Genomic DNA, 20,834 nt, shown 5'->3' with positions numbered 1-20,834 from the left:
AAATCCTATAAAATAGGGTGTTTGAAGTAGGGCTTCATTAACCAAAGTTTGTTGTCATAAAAGTTCTATGCAGTTAAGGTAGAAGATACTCATATACTCTCTAAAAGTTTTCAGCTGGCTCTCTTGTGTAAGAAAGAAGAGCTAAAGTGCGTGTTATATATTTTAGTCATAATAAAAAATTGAAATACTTTATGATTTTTATTTATCAAAGGGAAAGAGAAACTGTAACAAAATAATTTCGATTTTTATAAATCGAAAAAAAGCGCAACATACCGTTCTTTATACTGAAGTGTATGTTGCATTTTTATTTGCTTTATTTTAGAAGCGGCAGCGCACTCCGCCGGAAATATACATTCCAGACACACCAGATTTTTGGAGTTTCTGTTGATAGTTAACATCAGCATGAAGCACGATATTTTGAGACAATTGTGCATTCACACCAAGCCCACCTTCAACTGAATCTCCCATGGAATCGAGGTGGAAAGTGTCACCAATCTTTATCGTACCATTATCACCAAAAGCTCTGATGACATTCAGTTTACCGTAGAGGGAAACAGCACTTCCTTCTTTCATTGTAGAGATATTTTGTGTTAAACGACCACCAACACGAACTAACCATTGGTGAGGAGTGCCCATATTCGCATCAAATCCATCAATATCTGAGAATGTGCCAAGCATGAGACGTTGATAAATTAACTGTACTTGTGGTTCGAAGATTAATCCCTTAGCACTGGTTGTGAGTTTTTGCCCGATGGTAGTTGATGCACTAAATGTATTTGTGTCATATAATTTTGCAGTATTTCCTCTGGGGGCTGTGGTGATGTTTCCTTTGAGAGCTCCGTAGGAGAAGAGCGCATTGACATAGATGCCACTGTTATGGCGGATACTTCCATATGCAGCAAGCGACCACTTATCTAGAGTGCTTTTGTCAGCACCTTCCATGTCCTTTGGAGTGAAGGCCAGTTTTCCGTATGTGCCTAAAAGACCAAGATTTGTGGTAATGTTTTGATCTTCTAGCGCTGCTAGTATAACACCTGCTTGTAAGGCACCATAGTGAATATCAGCACCGTAGCCATATTGTAATGGACTGCGGCTGGAAGATAATGTGACCTTGTTACCATAGGTAGATAAGAATATTCCTTTGTTTTTATTACCCTTTGTCTCAAGGGCTTTTGTTTGCATCGTGTCTAACAAAGTATTTTGATTGCTTACATCTGAAAGTCCAGCGGAGAATAGAGCCTGAGACATTACCAAATAACTCGCCATTTGAGGCACAAGGGCTTTGATTTTTGCTTCACTATCAAGAGTAGCGCTTTGCAAACGGAAATCCCAGAAATTATTACCTTCCCTTAAAACGCTTTGCTGCTCATGAGCTTCTCCATGGCTTGATGTTGGTCCATAAGCATTCAGCGTATACTTGTAAGGTAATCCATCCATCGTGATGTAGCCATTTGCGAGCTTGAAGGAATTTTCCTCTGCTTTTCCAGATACTTGAACGAGTGAAACACCACGCATGTTCAGGGGAACGGAACCTTCAGCTTTTACTTTCTCATTGTTTGAAAGACTATTGAAATGAATTGTTGTGGTGCCTGATACATCGCCATAAACGAGAAGACGGTCCGTTTTTTGTTGCTCTTTTGTAGCGCCATCACTCCATTTAGTATTAAAGTAAATCTTTGCATCACCTGTTGCATTATAGACTGCTGCTACATCGGAAAGCATATTTGGTCGCAATTTGGAGATATTAAACTCCTCAGACTCCTCATAATCCTCAGACTTTGGCGGTTGTTGGCCTACAATCAAGGTTTGATAATGGTAGTGTGTCAGCGGAGTAGGCTCTTTAAATACGATAGAGCTATTCTTAAGATTCAACACTGAAACGATGGACTGTGCTCGTTTATTGATGTCAACAAGCGCATAGCTACCCATTCTAGGTGATTCATTTTGACTAATCTTTAAATACCACTTGCTGTTATTGTTTAGAGTAAAGATTGTTGCGTGTTTCTGCGTGGTTCTTGCTCTTCCTTCCAGAATTGAATTATCAGCAGTTAACGTAAGAACGGCAGGATTAATTTCTGGTGATTGATCATTTCTCAATAGCATATCAGAAATAATCTCTGAATTTTTAAGATGAATCTCAGCATCGTCAAATGGTCCTAAAATACCGATACCGTCTCTCACAAGAAGTTTTGTATTGGTAAGAGTTGCTCTATTTAAAATAAATTCATCTTCTTTGGCAAGAGATTTTGAAGCTTTAGAAATAACAAAGCCATAGCCTTTATGATTTCCTTTGACATTTATAATTGAATCTTCAATATTTATGATACCACTGGAAAGCTCTAAACCCGTTATTATTGCGGTTGCTTTAACGTCTTTAGCATCAACACGCCCAGCTCTCGATGTAGCAATTGCAGTCATGTCAGAAAATATCATTGCTTTTTCAATTGTGGCAACTGATCCACCTCCACCAACGGATACTGCAGTATATTCACTACGGACAAGGATGTTATCAAACGTTTTCTGTCCCTCTTTCACAGAAATATAAGGAATTTCAACAGGTGGTGTATCTGCATGGGTCGGATGGAAATGAGAGAAAATCAAAGTTCCAGCAATCGTACATAACAAAAAACTTTTCTTATAAACAGATTTCTTACACATAGATATGCCTTTATTATTGGTATGCCTTTGATGCTTACTTCATTCCCCGGATGGTGCAAGTACCGTGGTGGGTTTTATATCATTATATTTTTATTGTAAAGAACAAAACGAATTATTTAACAATACCCTCTACAATTGGGAGGTTTGCTTCAGGAAACCTTTTAGAATAGTCATCAAAGTCAGTGGAAAATGAGTTGGAAAAATTTATTTTGGTAAGTTTATATTTAAAAAAATCCTATAAAATAGGGTGTTTGAAGTAGGGCTTCATTAACCAAAGTTTGTTGTCATAAAAGTTCTATGCAGTGTAGAAGCCATTGTTATGTTGCACGTTGCTATAAGCTGTTAGTGACCATTTATCCAGTGTGCTCTTGTTTACACCTTCCATATCCTTTGGAGTGAAAGACAGTTGCTCATAGGTGCCCACAAGACCGAAATGCGTCGTGGTATTTTGTCCTTCTAATTCCGCTAATGTGACACTGGCTTGGAGCGCAGCATAGCGCATATCAGCACCATAACCATATTTGAGAGGTCCAAGCTTGGAAGATAAGGTTCCTGTGCTTCTGTAAGTGTAGAGGCAGAAACCTGTTTGTTTTTCCTCTTCTTTTCCTAAGACAGATATTCTCATCGTGGCTAAAAGTGCGTTTTGTTTGGCCATATTGGTTAATTCACTGTAGAAGAGAGCGGTTGGCATGACCAAATAGCCTGCTGCTTGTGGTACAAGGGCAGTGGTAGGAATATTTGTTTCAGGATTAGGATTTGAACCAGAATTGGAGCCAAGCCGTTTGGGTTGCAAACGGAAATCCCGGAAATTTTCATTCTTTTCATCAAACAGGTTTTGCGCAATATTGGCTTTGCCTTGGCTTGAGTCTGATTCATAGGTACGTAGTGTATACATATCCGGTAAGCCATCTCTTGTGGTATAACCATTTACAAGTTTGAAAGAGTTTTCTTCTGCTTTTCCAGAGACTTGAATGAGTGAAAGACTACAGACATTGGCAGCAGCAGAAGTATTTGCTTGGACATTGTTCTCTTCTAAGCGCCCCGTAACATAAACTGATGTGTTGTCAGAGACATCCCCATGGATCAAAAGCCTGTCGGTTTTTTGATCGATACTTTCAGCACCATCACTCCATTCTGCGTTGAAGTAAATCTTTGCATTACCAGAGGCTTTGTAGACTTTTTGTATATCTGGTTTACCAGAACCTATATGCAATGTTTGATCATGATCTTCTGTTGGTTTCTCAAAAACAATGGAGTTGTTGTTGAGACTAAGCATAGAAACATCAGAATGTGGTCTTTGAGAAATATCAAGGAGATTGCCATCATCATCTTTTTCATTTTTGCTGATTTTCAACGTCCATGTTGTATTGTTTTTCAGATTAAAGTTTACATTTCTGTCTTTAGCAATATCCGCTCTACCTTCTAGAGTAGACCGATCAGTGCTTAATGTATAGGTGCCGTTGGAAATTGCTTTAACTTCTTTATCATCCCACGCAGTCTTATCTTTCCATGATGTTTTATCCCAAAAAATACCATCTCCTAATAACACGTCAGCATGGACTTCTGATTTTTTAAAGATTGACTGTGCTGATTGATGGAGTTGCAGCATCTTCGATGCTTTTTTCAACAAAAGCTCCAACAAAAATTCCAGTACCATTTTCAGCATGAAGCTCTGCATTGGCCAGATTGATCTCATTGCTATGATATTTTGTGGGTCATGCAGGCCATTTGGATGATTAATAGAGAAAGTTGCAAATTGTAAACCGGCAACTTCTGCTGTAGCAGAAATATTTGTTGCATCAATATGTCCGCCATTTATTACAGCCATTGCTGCTATTTTTGCTTCTATTTTATTTTTCTTCTCATTTTGAGAAGTATCGGATCCGGTATCTGGACTATTGAAATTAGCATTAATAGTGCCATCTTCACTAACAGCGAGGTTAATATCAAAACTTTTAATGGTTGTTTTGCCCGTTAATTGAATTTCACTACCAGAGCCTGCCGTTCATATACCGGAGTTGTCTTTATTTTCATCAATTCCATTGAGATTTCTATCACCACCGATTATTGTTTAATCTTCGCTGGTGATTTTACCACCTTTGTTTGCTTAAAGTCCGTTTTGAAACTTTTCAATGTTTGTTTTTACTTTTAATTCAATTACGCTATCAGAGCCAATTGCAAGTGCACTGGTTCTTCCGCCATCTGTTGTTAGAGAAACATTCGTGGCATCAATTTTTCTACCTTCTTCTGCAAATAATGCGCCTCCATCTTCATTCCAATGTCTCCCTACGACGGCTGTTCTTCCTGTCATTATGATCTTGGATTCTTTATCATATGCATGGAGCGCATTACCATTAGATGATGCGACTGTAACATTGTTGTTTAAAGTAATGATGCTGCCGTTCCCAGCATATACTCCACCAGTTTTCCCATTGAATGATCCTCCAGACACTGTTACTGTTGAGTGATCCTCTGCAGATATGCCTGTTGTCGCTTGAGTGATGGTTATATTATTTAAAGCCACAGTACTGTTTTTAGCACTTATTCCTAAGGATAGTGGATGGTTATCGTTATCAATCGATGTTACAACGTCTTTCAGATTGTTTTTTTCACTCTTACTGTCAGAGAAGAAAGCGCCAATGCTAGAAGCTGTAATCGTTCCCTTAATCATTTGAAGTGTAGCACCATCTTTTGCCACAAGACCTAAGAAAGTATCAGAACCATTATCTTTAATGGTTGTACCACCTAGTAACCCAACCGCACTGTTAGAACCTTCTGCTATTACAGCATAGACGGTTTTGTTTATACCTTGGTTTATATCTTTATTCGTAACAATGGTTAAATGTTCCCCAATGATTTTTCCACTGTTTTTTGCGTGAATCATTTCGTAGGTTTTATCGGATACTGATACTGTTTTTCCTCCAGATACTTCGAGAGTTTCAGCATGTGCACTGAATTGGATGTTGAAAAGGGTGATAGCGGTTGCAGCCGTGTATGATAAAAGGAATGTTTTATACACCTGTATTCTCCTTATGAAGGCTCCCCAAAATACTCATTACTCCCCCGCGAACTTCATAAGAAGAAATGAAAATGGACGATTGTTTTTAAATTCGGTAATTGTCTTTATTTGGTAAGACATTTCCGGTTTTTTGTCAAAATTAAAAAATAATTGATATTAATTATATTTAATACACAATGTATTTATAATTGATTTTATTTAAAGAATTATAATTTTGAATATTATTATTCAGGAAAAATATTGTGAGATACTGATGGAGTGGTACCATGGTATCTTTTAAGTGATGGTAGGAATTATTAGATAACGCAAATTGGGGTTATGAGGGAACAGAAAAGGGTGTAGAAGAAGCTTGTAAAAAAGCTAACTTATTTTCATATTTTTAATGGTGATGTTGCGGAGTTTGGTCAACAAAAAACTATGATGATTATAACAAAGTTCATAAAAATATTGGCTTTCCTGCTTATGAGGAGCTAGTTAATTGCGATTATGCTAATAATGTTGGAAATTGTACAATGCTTGAAGCATTCAATTTTTATAAAGATCTATGTGCTATAAGCGCAGTTTCGAGAATGCTGTTGGAAATCAAAAATTATCTTAGACAGTTATCTCATTTCAGTGCAGATATTACTGAGAATTTTCTTCCTGTTTCAGGTAGAAATATTCTTATCATCAAGAGGATTTTAAATTATTCTTGTGGTTGTGGAGATGTCTACTATGTGCAACCTTACAATTGTCCAAGCTATATGGTTCATTTAGTGTAAACTTTGCACTTTTTATCTTGTGATGAGGAATGAGGACAACTTGTCCCAATTCCTTAAACCAGCAATAAGATCAGGTTGATTCAATTGCATGGATACAGTAATAGGGTAATGTTTATCCAATCCCTCAAGGGAGTAAGAGTGCAAACATTGCATAATTTCATGCTGAAGAGCAATTTGGTCAACTTGACAGAACTGCTTAAACGCTTTTTTTCTTTTTGATAGTATGCTTAGGATGCAGAGAAATTATCACTCAATTTAATTAAAAGAGGTCATTCCATCTTGTAAATACTGCTTCTCAAATAACGCGATTCTCACTAAGGAGTTGATCATCTCAAATTGCGGTTTTGAGGAAAAGAAAAAAAGATTCATGAAAGGGGTCTGAAATACCCTTTGAAACGTCTTTGAAGACCTTTTGAGAACTCTTTGAAAAAATGAAAATCCTTTGAAAAGGAGATAGTTTTTACAAAATATGATACGAATTGTACAAAATTTTGTGGTGCTTTGCATTCATAATTTTACATATTTTAGGTATCAGATTATGTGATTGTGGCAAAAAAACTGATCATCATAAATTGTGATTTTTAGCAAAGGAAAATAAGACTCATGAAAGCGGATATAAGTAATCCAAACCCTCTTGAGAAAAATAAACTGGTACAAAACCTAGTGCCAAATTATACAAAACCTAATGACAAAATACAGCCAAATTATACTAAATTTGGCTGGGGAACCTGGATTCGAACCAAGATTGACGGAGTCAGAGTCCGCTGTTCTACCATTAAACTATTCCCCAGTACGTGATTTTCGCCATCTTTAGCAGATTTTATGGTGTACGCAAGTGTAAAAATGGTCTTTATGATTATGGTTAAATGGAAGGAATTTATCGATAATAAAGGGCAATAGGCACGCCATTGATTATTTTAATCTGAATATCCACATCATAAATGTCTTTAAGAATTTCTGGCTGCATAATTTCTTGTGGTGTTCCACAATAAGCTGCCTTGCCCTTTCTGAGTGCAACAATCATATCTGAATAAGATGATGCGAAATTAATATCATGCATAACAATGAGAATGGTTTTTTTGAGTTCATCAGCTGTGCGGCGTAATTGCTTCATCATGGAAACGGCATGTTTCATATCTAGATTGTTCAATGGCTCATCTAACAGAAGATAATCGGTATCTTGACAGATGACCATTGCGATAAAAGCGCGTTGACGCTGTCCACCAGAAAGTTCATCCAAAAAACGATCTTTTAGATCTTGTAAGCCGAGATATCGTAGTGCACTGTCAATAAATTGTTTATCTTCATTATTATACCAGCCTTTTGAATACGGATAACGTCCGAAACTTACTAAATCGTACACGGTTAAGCGAAAAGACAAAGGATTTTCTTGGCGCAGAATTGAGAGTTTTTGAGCCAGAATATCGTGGGGCATTTTATTAATATCAAAGCCGTCGATATGAATTGTACCATTATGGTGTGGTAAAAGACGCCTTATCAGCATCAAAAGTGTTGATTTTCCAGAACCATTAGGGCCAATGAGAGAAATAATCCCCCCTTTGGGAAGATGAAGACATAAATTATCGATAATCAACCTTGCTCCATAAGACTTGGAAAGATGATTGATTTCAATCATTTTAGTTTTCCCTTCATCAGTAATGTTAAGAAGACAATGCCGCCAAAAAATTCAATAATAAAACTTAAGCGTCCTGCCATATTGAGAATTTGCTCTAAAATAAATTGTCCACCAACCAAACAAATTACAGCTAATAATATTGCAATGGGCACAACGACACTGTGTTTTGCCTGAGGGGAGAGTTCGTAAGCAAGATTGGCAACTAAGAGTCCAAAAAAGGTAACGGGTCCTACTAACGCTGTGGAAATGGATACCAGAATGGAAACAAATATAAGAATAGCTGTAGCACTTTTGTGATAATCAACACCAAGATTGAGCGCATTTTCGCGTCCTAGAGCAAGAATATCAAGCATGTGACGTGAACGCCAACCAACCAAACTCACAACAAAGACAATAATTGTGGCAAAACTTATGAGGGACGTATTAAATTTATTAAAATTTGCAAACATGATATCTGTTAAATTCATCATTTGATCTGGATTTAATTGCAATTGCATAAACATACGTAAACTGAAAAAAAAGCCACCTAACATAACGCCAATCAAGAGTGTCAAATGAAGCCCTTTTAGACTCCCTGAAAATAACAAACGGAAAAGGCTTATTGAAAAGAAAATAAGAATGAGAGCTTCAAGAGTTAACTGTCCTTCTTCATTCAAAAAGGGTAAAGAAAGAGATCCTAAAAAATATATCGTGATAGTTTTGATTAAAATATAGAGCTGATCAAACCCCATAATAGAAGGCGTAAGAAGACGATTGCTAACAACTGTTTGAAATAAAACAGTGGAAACGGTAATTGTATATGCAATAAGAAGAAGAGAAACAAGTTTTGTGAGACGAAATGACCACGTATAGATGGTGATGTTCCATGTCATGTAAAGACTGATTACAGTGCACGCCATTATGATAAGCGGTGTCAATACAAATATTGTTGCTTTTTTTCTATCCAAGACGCTTTCTCCAGCGTAAAAGTAATATAATAAAAATAAAACTACCAATAACCCCCATCATGGTGCTGATAGGAATTTCAAAAGAGGGATGAATTATTCGTCCTAAAAGATCGCAGATTAAGACCAATCCTGCACCGCTCATTGCTACCCAAGGAGCAGTACGGCGCATGTTATCGCCCATGAAATTTGAAACAAGGTTGGGAATAATAAGTCCAACAAAGGGAATTCGACCAACTGTACAAACAACAACAGCGGTTATCGATGCAACAATAAAGAGACCAAAGAGCATGACAGCACGATAATTAAGTCCAAGATTGTTGGTTAAATCTTCTCCTAGACCAGCGACCGTAAAACGGTTAGCGGTGAAATAGGCAAGAATGCAAAGGGGAAGAGAGAACCATAAGAGCTCATATTTTCCTTCAAGAATCATCGCAAAACTGCCAAATAAATATGCTTGAAGAGAGGGAAGTAACATTTCATAATCCGCAATGGCGTTGGTTAAGGAGCCAATAACGTAGCCCAACATAATCCCTGTAAGCGGTACAATAAGGGCAAATTTTAGAAGAACGTGGCGCAATAAAAACATAAACAGTAGCGTGCCAGCCATGGCAAAAATTGTAGCAACAATCATTTTTCCTAGAACGGGAATATTGGGCAAAAAGATCATGACAAAAAGAATGCCAAGGGAAGCGGATTCAACTGTTCCAGCAGTTGATGGTTCGACAAAACGATTCCGTATAAGCAGCTGCATAATCATGCCTGAGAGTGCAAGTGATGCACCCACTAAAAGCACTGCAATTGTACGGGGAAGGCGTGTTTGCCAGAAAATAAGCCATGCATGTGGATCGCTTGTTAGTAGATCAGAAGGTGTTACGTCAGAATAACCAACAAAAATGCTGAGAATGGACAGCATAGCAAGAATCGTTATAGTTATCCAATAATTTTTCACGTTCAGTTATTTTCCAAAAAAAACAAAGGCCACTCATACGCAGCCTCTGCTCTTAAATTTTATTTCTACAGCAAGAAGTCATTTGTGTACTTATTTGCTTGTTTTAAAGGCTTCATTGATTTGTTTTACTGTTTCGTTAAGTCCAGTTAGACCGCCACTTGCTCGATACCAGCTCCAAGAATCCAGGTAAATAATCTGGCCCTTTTTTCCAGCTGTTGTGCGTTTAACAAGTTCATTATCAAGAAGTTGTTCTGCAGATTGTCCTTCTCGTCCGATTGCCGCATCTCGATCAATGACCAATAACCAATCAGGATTGGTTTCAAAAACAAACTCAGGGGAAACGGGCTGTCCATGTTTTTGCACGGTAAGTTTATCGGTTGCAGGGGCAATTCCAAATGAGGAATGCAGAATATCAAAACGTGACTTTTGACCCAAAGCACTGATCTTTCCACCAGAGGTCATGAGAATAAGCCCCGTACCTTTTCCTTTGGTACTCTCACGAACTTTTGCTAAAGACTCATCGAGCTTTGCAATTTCTTTTTCTGCTTCTTTTTCTTTACCAAAAATTTTTCCAAGAATAGACACATTTCGTTTAATATCTTCAAGAGAGTTTTCATTCCTTACGGTTAGATCAATAGTTGGAGCGATTTTGGATAAATCTTTATATTTGGTTTGAGTCCGTGAGGAAATAATAATCAAGTTAGGTTGAAGAGCGGCAATTTTTTCGTAATCCGGTTCAAAAAGGGTGCCAATTTTTTCATATTTTGCATCATCAAATTGTTGCAAATACGTAGGTTTTTTTCCTTCAGGAACACCGGCAATAGCTTTGATACCAAGGCGATTCATATTATCAAGCGAGGCAAGATCAAATACAACAACCTTTTGAGGAGAGGTGGGAACAGAAGTTGTGCCTGAAACGTGATTAATTGTTATGTTTATACTAGCACTTATACTTGCCCACGAAAATGTTGTGAAGCAAACTGCAACAACCAAAACAGAAGTTACCCATTTCATATATTTTATCATCGTTATTTCATCCTTTAAATATTAAGGTTCGCGCACTTAAAAACTTAACTTAGGCATTTTTATGTACAAACTTAACTTAGGCATTTTTATGTGCAAAATGGTATAATAACAAACAACATTATGTTGTAAAGTAGAATAATGTATGTTACAAATCGTATCTGACCTCATTTTCACTTAATTCAAGTGCTTTTGCAAGCTGTATATTTAGAAAGTTTTGACATATGATAAATATATTAAAAAAACGCGCGCATTTATGTGCTCTTACAACGAGTGTTTTGTTCTTTTTACAAGGAGCGGGTATTTGTACAGGGAACGTTTCTCCTGATTACTATAGGAATGCAGCACGTGCGATAGGAATAGGGGCGCAGGGGCAAAGTTCTAGTTTTCGGTCTGCTGAGGATGATTCTGGGGAGGGGCTTGTTGTCTCGAGAGATGTCGTAAAAGAATTAGCTTCTAATGCTTCGCTTAGTGGTGAAGGCGCTGTAGTAGAAGGCGATTCCATCATTGGCAACAGTTCTGTTCGTTCTGTTGTTGATCCACGTTTTGGAGCTGTTGGGAGTGCTGTATTGGCAAAAGCGGGTGTAGAGATTGAGGTGGATGGTAGAGATATTCGGGATGTTGTTATTGGGGTTGCAGCTGAAGCCGGTGGAATGGTTAGCATGAAAGGGGGCAGTATAAGAGATTCTTATATGGGTGTTGTGGCTGTTTCTGGAGCGCGTGCTCTTTTGAATGAGACGAACATTAATGTGAGATCAGTTGCTAATTTGGAATCGGTTGTTGAAGAAAATCCTCCGCGTGTGGTTGGTTTGAAAGCTTTTGGCGGATCTCAAATAATGATGAAGTCTGGGTCAATTGTTTTTCAAGAAGGTGGTACGGGGGTTCTTTCAGGATATGGGGGGGTTGTTGAACTGGAAGATGTTAAGCTTGGCGTTACTAGAAAAAAACAAAATGATGATAGTGAATTTCCAGGTGTTTTTTTCGTATTAGATGATGGCCTTATTTCTTTTGATCGCGGGACTTTTAGTGGTTCCAATGCCGTTGCTTTGTGGGTTAGAGGTGGTCCCATCATTGATGATAGTCTCTTTGATGTTATTGATATCAATTCTGACGATTCTGATGAGATTAATGCTCTTGCTGAAATTGTTGATGGCATTGTTGCTGATGAGAAGGCGAAATTCAGTGTTGCTATCAGTTCTTCAGCTATTCAATTAAGGGGTGACAGATCTTATGGTATATATTTTGATAAGGCAGAATCACAATTTGTAGATTTAGAATCTGCGCAAACGAGATTTCCTAAAGATGAGAGACATATAGTTTTTTTGAAAAATTCTACTTTTGAGGTTACAGGTGGGACAGCTGTTCATGGCAATGGTTTGCATGGTGTCGTTGTTTTAGGGGAAGGGTCGTTTCTTGATGGTGATATATTACTGGAAGCGCGAGATGGTTCTGTTCTATCGGTTTTCGCTGATGACTCTTTAGTTAGGGGGCGTTCTTACTTTGATAAAGATTCCCATGCTGAACTTTTTTTGTCCAACGGATCGGAGTGGCATTTAACAAAAGGTGTGCGTAATGATGCTCTGCTTCCGAGAGATTCAGATTCGAGAGTTTCGTATGTGAGGCTTACAAACAGTAATATTAGATTTATGCTTCCAACGAATGAGGATGATGGTTATCAAACGCTTCGTATCGGAAGCATGGATAGTCTAAATTACGTGGGTGGTTTGGCTTACGAAGCTGAAGGTGATTCTAGGATTTATTTTAATGCGAAACTGGATCCTGATGATTTGAGTGGCAAGCAGATGTCTGATAGGCTTCTAATTTATGGTGATGTTTTTGGAAAAACTAAGATACATGTGCGTAGCGAGCATCCGGTACAAGAAAATGTAAGTCGAGATACAACTAAAAAACACAGTATCCCGATTATTCAGGTTTTTGGATCCGCGTGGCAGGATTCCTTTATCTTAGAAGGTGGTTATGTTACGCTGGGAAAGGCTCCTTATAAGTATGTCCTGAATGCTCATTTGACTACTGCTTCGGAAATAAGTCCTTTTTATTCGAATTTGATTGTGAAAAATCCAGAGAGTTTAGATGTGTGGGAATTTCGTTTAGAGGGCGAGCCTGCAGTGCCTGGCAGATATGTGGCGCCTGTTGAAATTCCTGCGAGGGTTGCTCCTAACGCTCAAGTAATGGATATTGTATCTATTTTATATCCTCTGCCTGAGGAAAATGAGAGCAGTGAGGTTTTAGCTCCTTCATCTAATGAAACTCCTTCTGCTTCTAATTTATCTGGAAGTTATGCACCCGTTGTATCTAGTCAATCTACTTCAATTGCAGGATCTGAGACGGATGAAGTTCTTGAAGTAGATGCAGTAGATGAAGATGAGGCGTCTTCTACTATGGAGGGGGTGGAGACAGGTGAGTTCCCTACAAGAGGTTATCCTTCTGTAGTACCTCCTGCACGTGGGGAATCTGAAACGCCTGAGACTGTAGATTCGATTATTTTATCAGCTTTACCTTCTCCTGTATCTCGGGGGCCTTTGCCTATAATTTCATTTGCAGCTACTTCCGCCAAGCCAACCTCTTCCAGGCCTGATTCTGCGCAGCTTACGGCATCTGGTAGACCTGAAGGAGATAATGTTGCATCCGTTGTGAATGATGTTGAGGATTCTGTTTTTTCTGGGTGTGATAGTATAGAGCAAAATGGTAAGGAGGAGCCACGTACTGGTTATTCGTGCGGTGATGGCGAATCGCATATAATAAAAGGTCAGACACTGAAGGCAAGTAGTGCAACCCAGCATTCTGTGCGTGCAAATAATGATAATACAATTGTTAATTTGGAGAAGACTACCATTACTGGTGCAGGTTCTTCTGATCGTGAGAATGATGTTGATCTTAGTAAGTTACAGCTTGTGAGTGCTGTGCTTGCAGAAACAGGTGCAAGTATTGTTTTGGAAAAGGGGTCAAAAGTTCACTCTTCTATGATTGGGCTTGAGGCTCAAAGGGGTGGGAAGGTTACAATGACTGATGGAACAGTCGATGCTCTCTATGTGGGCGCTTTGGCAAGTTCTGGTTCTTCCATTCATTTGGATAATACAAATATTCTTGCGAACGGACCTCTGGCTATAGCTGGTCTGGCTAGTGATAGCAGTACGATAGAAATGAATTCTGGGTCGATTACCTCTACGAATGGGGTGGGAGTCAGATCAGAATCAGGAGGGCATGTTCGATTAGATAAAGTTAACATTATCGCAAGAAGAAAAAAAGGACAGTCGAATTCTGCAGAGGTGTCTGGGCGTTCGGCTTTTCTATTAGGAAATAGTGGTTCTATTGATTTTAAGAATGGGAATGTTGTTACTGATGCTGATGGTTTGTGGGTTAGGGATACAGGGGGTATTGTTAAGCCTAACTCTTCTAGGAGAAGAAGATCTGCTGAGGTTCGTTCCTCTATCAATAGGGCTAATGTCGAATCTTCAACTATAACGGTGGAGGGTGAAGGACGGTATGGTATACATTTTGATGGGTCAGAAAAAGTTAAACCGCTATTCCTTGATGGATTACGTGGATTTTCAAAGCCTCTCGAAGAATTAGCCTTGATTTCATTGAAAGAAACAGTTTTGACCGTTCCTGAAAGTACGGCTATTTATAGTAATAATTCTGGTGGTCGTGTTTTCTTAGAAAAGAAAACAAATCTTGCCGGTGATTTGTTATTGAGGTCTGAAGGTAATTCTCAAGTATTTGTTTCAGTTAGTGATTCCAATATTACAGGTGGCGTGCGTGTTGATCAGGATTCTTACGCTAAAATTGAATTATCCAATAAATCAGAATGGACTTTAACGAGAAGTCGCTATAAACTTCAGGGTATATCGGATACATATTCCCGTATTTCATGTGTAAGTTTTGAGGATAGTACTATTAGATTTGCAGTTCCTGAATCTGAGGGTTACAAATATCAAACGCTCCACATTGGAAGAGGAGTAGGTGAAGTTTATAAAGCGCAAGGTGATGCACATCTTTATCTCAATACATATTTGAATAAGGGAGGTCGTCTTCTAGACCAAAAAACGGATCGTATTTTAATCCATGGTGATGTTTCTGGAAAGACGATAGTACATGTACGTGCTGTTTCAGGAAGTCCAGGGGGAGGCACAGGGTTCGAGGGAAGTAACAAAGGTATCTCAATTATTCAGGTTTCTGGAAAAGCAGAGAAGGATTCCTTTGAGTTAGATGGTGGTTATGTCGCGCTGAAAAATTCACCTTATCAGTATGTGCTTCATGCTTATGGTCCAGGGTCTGGATTAGAGAAGGCGAGTGCGGCTCAAAGATTAGTTGAAGGAGGAGGAGAATTTTGGGATTTCCGTCTTGAGAATGGACATATTGATTCTGATACTCCACCTGTATCATCCCCTGGTTCTAAACCTGCGCTAGCTCCTGATGCTTCACCTGTATCATTCCCTGGTTCCAAACCTGCGCTAGCTCCTGATGCTTCACCTGTATCATTCCCTGGTTCTAAACCTGCGCCGGCTCCTAATCTTCATCCTGAACCTGGTCTGAAGCCTTTTTCAGGGCCAACTGAAAAACCTCATCCTGAGTCGATAGTTAAGGCTGTTGTTCCACAAGTTCCAACTTATTTACTCTTGCCAGCCAGCGTATTCCATGCCGGTTTGATGGATATCAGTAATCAGAGCAAGCAATTGGAAATGTTGCGGACTGCGTCTACTGGAATGTTAGAAGTTCGTGAGAACCCTGCTTTGTATTTGCATAGCTACGGTGGACGTTTCCGTTATACTTCAAACTTATCTGCACGGGAATATGGTTATGGAGGCAATCTTGATTATAACGCTGTAGAGGCAGGTATTTTGCTGCAAACAATCGAGAGTGCGTATAGTGTTGTATCCTTTGGGGTTATGGGGTCTTATGGAAAACTTTCTCTGCAACCTTTAGATGTTAAACAAAGCCAGGAGAGTGCATTTGATAAATGGTCAGTTACAGCGTATGGAAGTATGCAACATGATACGGGCTTCTATGTGGATGGTCTTTTATCCTACGGTCTGCTCAAAGGTGATGTTTTCACCCTTGCACGTGGTAAGACAGCAACGTTAAAGAGCAATCCTTTAAGCGCTTCATTGACTGGTGGTCGAACATTTGCAACAGGATATGAGGGTCTTGTTTTTGATCCGCAGGTTCAGGTTGTTTATCAACATCTCAAGTTTGATAAGGCGCGTGATGTTGATAACTTTGATATTGAGATGGGAAAACTTGATCAGTGGGTAGTACGTGTTGGTGGACGTTTGACAAAGAATCCTACGGAAACTGGCTATGGACGTACTGTTTCCTTCTATGGCAAGCTTCACCTTGCTCATGATTTTGGTAAAAAACAGTCTGTACATTTCAGAGATGCTTTCCAGTTGGGTTCTTTTGGTTCTTCCATAGAAGCTGGATTAGGTTTTAATGCCAAATTGTTTCCAAAGTTTTCAGTTTATGGCGATATACTCTATCAACACAAACTCAATAAGGCCGGTTTTTCTGGAACAAGTTTTTCTGGAGGAGTGCGCTATAAGTTTTAGTATAAGATACAATATATACCTTGATATAAAAGGCAGCACAGTATGCTGCCTTTTTGATTTATAATAGTTCGTATTGTCATTAAAAGATCCTTGCCTTTTTGATACCAATGAAAAGAGTCACGATATTTTTTTGTTTTGCGCGTGAAAGCATCTCTTTCTATCTATGATAAAGCGAATTTTTTTGACAATGCTATGATGCAACGATTGACCTTTAGGTTTTTTAAGGGTCGAGAGCTTGGTATTGATATGCAGTATTCTGCTTTATGCTAATCTAATTTATCTACTATGGTACCTAACTTTTCTTTAAATTGCATTTTTTAGAACTCATTTTTTACTGATTTGGATAATTTTTTTCACTCAGATATTTGGAAAATTTTAAAACTTACAAGTTTTAATTGTATATTTAATTAATTACTCTCTATGATTTTATTTTTACTTTACAAAAAATACATAATGCATTATACACTTTCAAAAGTTGTAATTAATGTTTATTCTTTATGTAAGTGGTTGTTATGTTTCTAGTGAATTTTCTACCAAACTTATTTGAATGACTCGTTGCGCTAATCAATGAGCATTAGATGCGTCCTTTTTATTATCCTTTTTGTATCTTAAGGTGCTAAGGGGGGGGCGTTTTTGTGTGCTTTCGTTTTCAATGAGAGGGGAAATTAAAGTTTCGAGGGAACTATGATTAAAGTGTTTAGAAATCACGTATATTTATGTACTTTCACAACGGCTATCCTTTCTTTTCTACAAAATGGAGTAGGAGGTTATGTAAATGCAGAGGAACGTTATGATATGCCTTATGGTATTAGTGCTGCCTCTGCGCCTGATAGTATGCCTTACGATATTATCGTTACTCCTCTCCTTCCTTCTATTATAGACGGTCATGCTATTATAGACGGTCATGCTATTATAGACGGTCATGCTATTATGGATGATCATGTTATTATGGACGGTCATGCTATTATGGATGATCATGTTATTATGGACGGTCATGCTATTACGGACGATCGTGACAGATATGATTATCCTATTAGTAATGTTTTGGGAGAAGGTCCTATCTCAGGTTTTCCGGTGATATCAGGTCACCTTAATGGGTTGAGTTACCTTAGTGGGCTTGAAGGAAGTTTCTCTGAAGTGGTGGATGAAGTCTTGGATAGTGAGCATAATATAGGTGATTTGAGTGAGTATAGCGCGGGTGGTGTGGTTGGGCATACCGAAGGTAGTTTGAGCGGGGATATATTTGGTAGCTTGGGAGAGGCTGACTATAATGTCATTAGAGGGGAGAGTGGATCTGACTATACCATAGATGAAAGCGTTGGGGTGGATGGCGAGTCAAAGCTTACAGTGTATAATGGATTATACTATACATGCGATAATTGCAGCAAGCATAAAATTGACAGTAAATCTTATAAGATTACAAATAAAAACGTTTCCGGCTATTCTTTTATTAATACTGCTATAGAGATAAGGGGGATGGGGGCGGAAGTTGAGGGAAAAAATGTAACTGTTGGTAGTGAAGTATCCAATAAAATCTTTGAACATGGTGTGTTTGTATCAGAGAACGGAAAGATTGTTTTGATAGAGCCAATCATCAAGAATACACTTAAAGCTCTTTATGTTAAAGACGGAACAATTGAGGTAAATGGTGGGGTTATTGATGAAAGTACAATCGGTGTTCAGGCAGCAGTGGAGCCTCAAAAAAAAGTTACAGCGCGTGTTGTTTTAACCGATACAAAGATTAAAACCCGTGATGGAGAGGCAAGCCTTTATAGTTATCATGGTGCAGAAATTAACATGAAAGGTGGATCAGTTGATTTCACAGAAAGTCATGGTGTTTATTCGGCGTTAAAAGGAAAATTGATTTTTGACGATGTTGCCATTACTGGAAGAGGAAAAGAAAAAAATCGAGACAGTCATGCAGTTTTTTTTATGAATGTAGGGGGGGATGTTAATTTTAAGGGGAGTGTTGATGTTACGGATGTCCATGGAATTTTGTTAGAAAATATCGTAAAAGCTACTGATCCAATTCTATTTGTTGAGCATTTGTCGATGGGTATGGGCGCGGCTGATGTTAATATTCAATCTTCTTCTGTTACAGTAAATGGAAAAACATCTTATGGTATGTATTTTCGGGGAAAGAGGCCGGGGGTGACTGTCTATAATGCAGAAAATTCAGAGGTAGGAAAAAAACGGCTCAAATTAGATGCTGTTAATTTGAGCACGACGATGTTTTCGGTTCCGGATAGTACGGCTATTTATAGTACCGATATCACTTATGGCGTTGTTAATTTAATAGAGAGTACTCTTTCAGGAAATTTATTGTTAAGAGCTGTGAAAGGGGCCTCTATGACAGTTTCAGCTAATGCCTCTGTTCTTGAGGGGGGTACATATGTCGATGATGATTCTACTGCCGATCTTTATTTGGATAGCGGTTCGATGTGGATTTTAAAACAAAAGAAGCAAAAAAATCTCAGGGAATCGGATACTAGATATCCTGTGTCTATTATTTCATCAGTGAGTCTTATGGACAGTTCTATTAAATTTGAAAAATTAGAATCTGCTTCTCGTTATGATTATCAAACACTCCACATTGGAAAAGGATCGGGCAAGGTTTATATAGCGCAGGACAATGGTGCGCAGATTCATCTTAACACGTATCTGAATGCTGGTGGTTTGCACGATAATCAAAAGACTGATCGTGTTTTGATCTATGGTGATGTCTCTGGAAAAACTGTGGTTCATGTGCACGCTGTTTCAGGAAGTCCGAGCGAATCTACAGGAAGTGGTGGAAATAATCAAGGTATTTCAATTATTCAGGTTTCTGGAGAGGCAGATAAAAACTCTTTTCAGTTGAATGGTGGTTATATAGCTTTGGGAAATTCACCTTATCAGTATAGGCTTTATGCTTACGGTCCAAAATCTGATTTAGGGAAAGCGGATTCTGCCCAAAGATTAGTTAGAGGTGAAGGGGAATTTTGGGATTTTCGTCTCGAAAATGGATATGTTGATTCTGAGATTAAGCCTGAACCTAGTCCGGCTCCTGCTCCTAAACCTGAGCCTGGTCCAGCTCCCGATCCTAAACCTGAATTTGATCCTCATCCCCGCCCAGATTCAGGAGTGAGAGCTGTGGTTCCACAAGTGCCGACTTATCTGCTTTTGCCAAATGCTTTGTTCCAGACGGGTTTGATAAGTATTAGCAATCAAGGCAAGTGGGTAGAGGCTTTGCGGATTGCTCCCAGTGAGATATTAGAGATGCGTGAACGCTCTGCCTTTTTTGTACGTGGTTACAGTGGAAATCACCGTTATACTTCGAACCTTTCTGCGCTTGAGTATGGTTATGGCGGTGAACTTGGTTCCAATACACTCGAGGCAGGTGGTTTGCTGCAAACAATTGAGAATGAATATAGTACTGCATCTTTTGGAATTATGGGGTCTTACGAGAAATTTACTTTGCAACCTTTGGATGTTGAACAAAGCCAAAAAAGTGAATTTGATAAATGGACTGCTACAGCATATGGTAGCATGCAACATAATACGGGCTTCTATGTGGATGCTCTTTTGTCCTATGGCCTATTCCAAGGTGATGTTCTCACCCTTGCACGTGGGAAGACGGCGAGATTGAAGGGAAACCCTATAAATGCTTCATTGACGTCTGGTAAAGCGTTTATGATAGGTAATGAAGATCTTATTTTTGATCCGCAGGTTCAGGTCGTTTATCAGAATCTCCGATTTAATAAGACGCGTGATATTGACGGCTTTGATATTGATATGGGCAAACTTGATCAATGGATAATGCGTGTTGGTGGTCGTTTGGTCAAGATTCCGAATAGAGATGAAGACATAAATACTGTCGCTTTTTATGGAAAACTTTATTTTTCTCATGGTTTTGGGGGAGCACGATATGTGCATTTCAAAGATGCTTTTCAGTTAGGTGCTTTTGGTTCTTCCCTAGAAACGGGATTAGGTTTTAATGCCCGATTATCTCAAAAGTTTGTGCTTCATGGTGATCTTGTTTATCAACATAAACTAACCAAGGCTGGTTTTTCTGGAACTAGTGTTTCTGGTGGAATCCACTATAAGTTTTAGCAGTCATATTTTTGACCAAACCTTTAAAAAGTCATAAGTAGAACTTATGACTTTTTTCTCTGTCTTTATCCGTTTTCTTTTGTGAGATTTTTTGAAGATATAAATATCTTGCATGTTTTTAATGTGCTTTTTGGTTGAATTTCTTTAATTTTTCGTGAGAAATGAAATCGATTATTTCTACTTAA

General features: G+C 38.5%; 8 protein-coding genes, 1 tRNA gene and 2 pseudogenes. 3 read left to right on the top strand and 8 right to left on the bottom strand.

Annotated features, from left to right (window positions below; translation table 11 throughout):
• Nucleotides 1–318: 318 nt before the first annotated feature.
• The 3 genes and pseudogenes from V4P57_RS06495 to V4P57_RS06485 all read right to left on the bottom strand — a co-directional run bounded on the left by V4P57_RS06495 (nt 319) and on the right by V4P57_RS06485 (nt 5,677).
• Nucleotides 319–2,658 (bottom strand): autotransporter family protein, encoded by a 2,340-nt coding sequence (locus V4P57_RS06495; protein ID WP_455465757.1) that lies wholly within the window; start codon nt 2,656–2,658, stop codon nt 319–321.
• A gap of 304 nt (nt 2,659–2,962) precedes the next feature.
• A pseudogene (locus tag V4P57_RS06490) lies at nt 2,963–4,513 on the bottom strand (autotransporter outer membrane beta-barrel domain-containing protein); the annotation flags it as partial.
• Nucleotides 4,514–4,765: 252 nt separating this feature from the next.
• A complete protein-coding gene (locus tag V4P57_RS06485) occupies nt 4,766–5,677 on the bottom strand; it encodes a hypothetical protein (RefSeq protein ID WP_455465756.1) in 912 nt (303 codons plus the stop codon).
• Nucleotides 5,678–6,046: 369 nt separating this feature from the next.
• Between V4P57_RS06485 and V4P57_RS06480 the strand changes: the two are divergent.
• Nucleotides 6,047–6,432: pseudogene (locus V4P57_RS06480) on the top strand (hypothetical protein); the annotation flags it as partial.
• 722 nt (nt 6,433–7,154) lie between these two features.
• On the opposite strand, the gene V4P57_RS06475 reads toward V4P57_RS06480, so the two are convergent.
• The 5 genes from V4P57_RS06475 to V4P57_RS06455 all read right to left on the bottom strand — a co-directional run bounded on the left by V4P57_RS06475 (nt 7,155) and on the right by V4P57_RS06455 (nt 10,996).
• Nucleotides 7,155–7,228: transfer RNA gene (locus tag V4P57_RS06475), tRNA-Gln, on the bottom strand.
• Nucleotides 7,229–7,315: 87 nt separating this feature from the next.
• Entirely contained in the window at nt 7,316–8,074 is a 759-nt protein-coding gene (locus V4P57_RS06470) for an iron ABC transporter ATP-binding protein (RefSeq protein ID WP_455465755.1), read from the bottom strand.
• The gene (locus tag V4P57_RS06465; RefSeq protein WP_455465754.1) at nt 8,071–9,021 is read right to left on the bottom strand and encodes an iron chelate uptake ABC transporter family permease subunit; all 951 of its coding nucleotides are present in this window, start codon (nt 9,019–9,021) and stop codon (nt 8,071–8,073) included. The genes V4P57_RS06470 and V4P57_RS06465 overlap by 4 nt, the downstream gene beginning before the upstream one ends.
• Nucleotides 9,014–9,970, bottom strand: a complete 957-nt coding sequence (locus V4P57_RS06460) for an ABC transporter permease (protein WP_455465753.1) — start codon at nt 9,968–9,970, stop codon at nt 9,014–9,016. The genes V4P57_RS06465 and V4P57_RS06460 overlap by 8 nt, the downstream gene beginning before the upstream one ends.
• Before the next feature lie 90 nt (nt 9,971–10,060).
• On the bottom strand, nt 10,061–10,996 hold the full coding sequence (locus V4P57_RS06455) for a siderophore ABC transporter substrate-binding protein (RefSeq protein WP_455465752.1): 936 nt from the start codon (nt 10,994–10,996) through the stop codon (nt 10,061–10,063).
• 221 nt (nt 10,997–11,217) lie between these two features.
• On the opposite strand from V4P57_RS06455, the gene V4P57_RS06450 reads away from it, so the two are divergent.
• Together V4P57_RS06450 and V4P57_RS06445 are read left to right on the top strand one after the other, a co-directional pair.
• Nucleotides 11,218–16,560: an autotransporter outer membrane beta-barrel domain-containing protein gene (locus tag V4P57_RS06450; RefSeq protein WP_455465751.1), complete on the top strand. Its 5,343-nt coding sequence runs from the start codon at nt 11,218–11,220 to the stop codon at nt 16,558–16,560.
• Nucleotides 16,561–17,244: 684 nt separating this feature from the next.
• Nucleotides 17,245–20,649 carry an autotransporter family protein gene (locus tag V4P57_RS06445; protein ID WP_455465750.1) on the top strand — a complete coding sequence of 1,135 codons (3,405 nt, stop codon included), beginning with the start codon at nt 17,245–17,247 and terminating at the stop codon, nt 20,647–20,649.
• The last annotated feature ends 185 nt before the right edge of the window (nt 20,650–20,834 follow it).

The sequence above is a fragment of the Bartonella sp. B39 genome (genome assembly GCF_053795145.1).
Note: the sequence above shows the minus strand (reverse complement) of the source record. Positions and strands in the feature narration are given on the sequence as shown.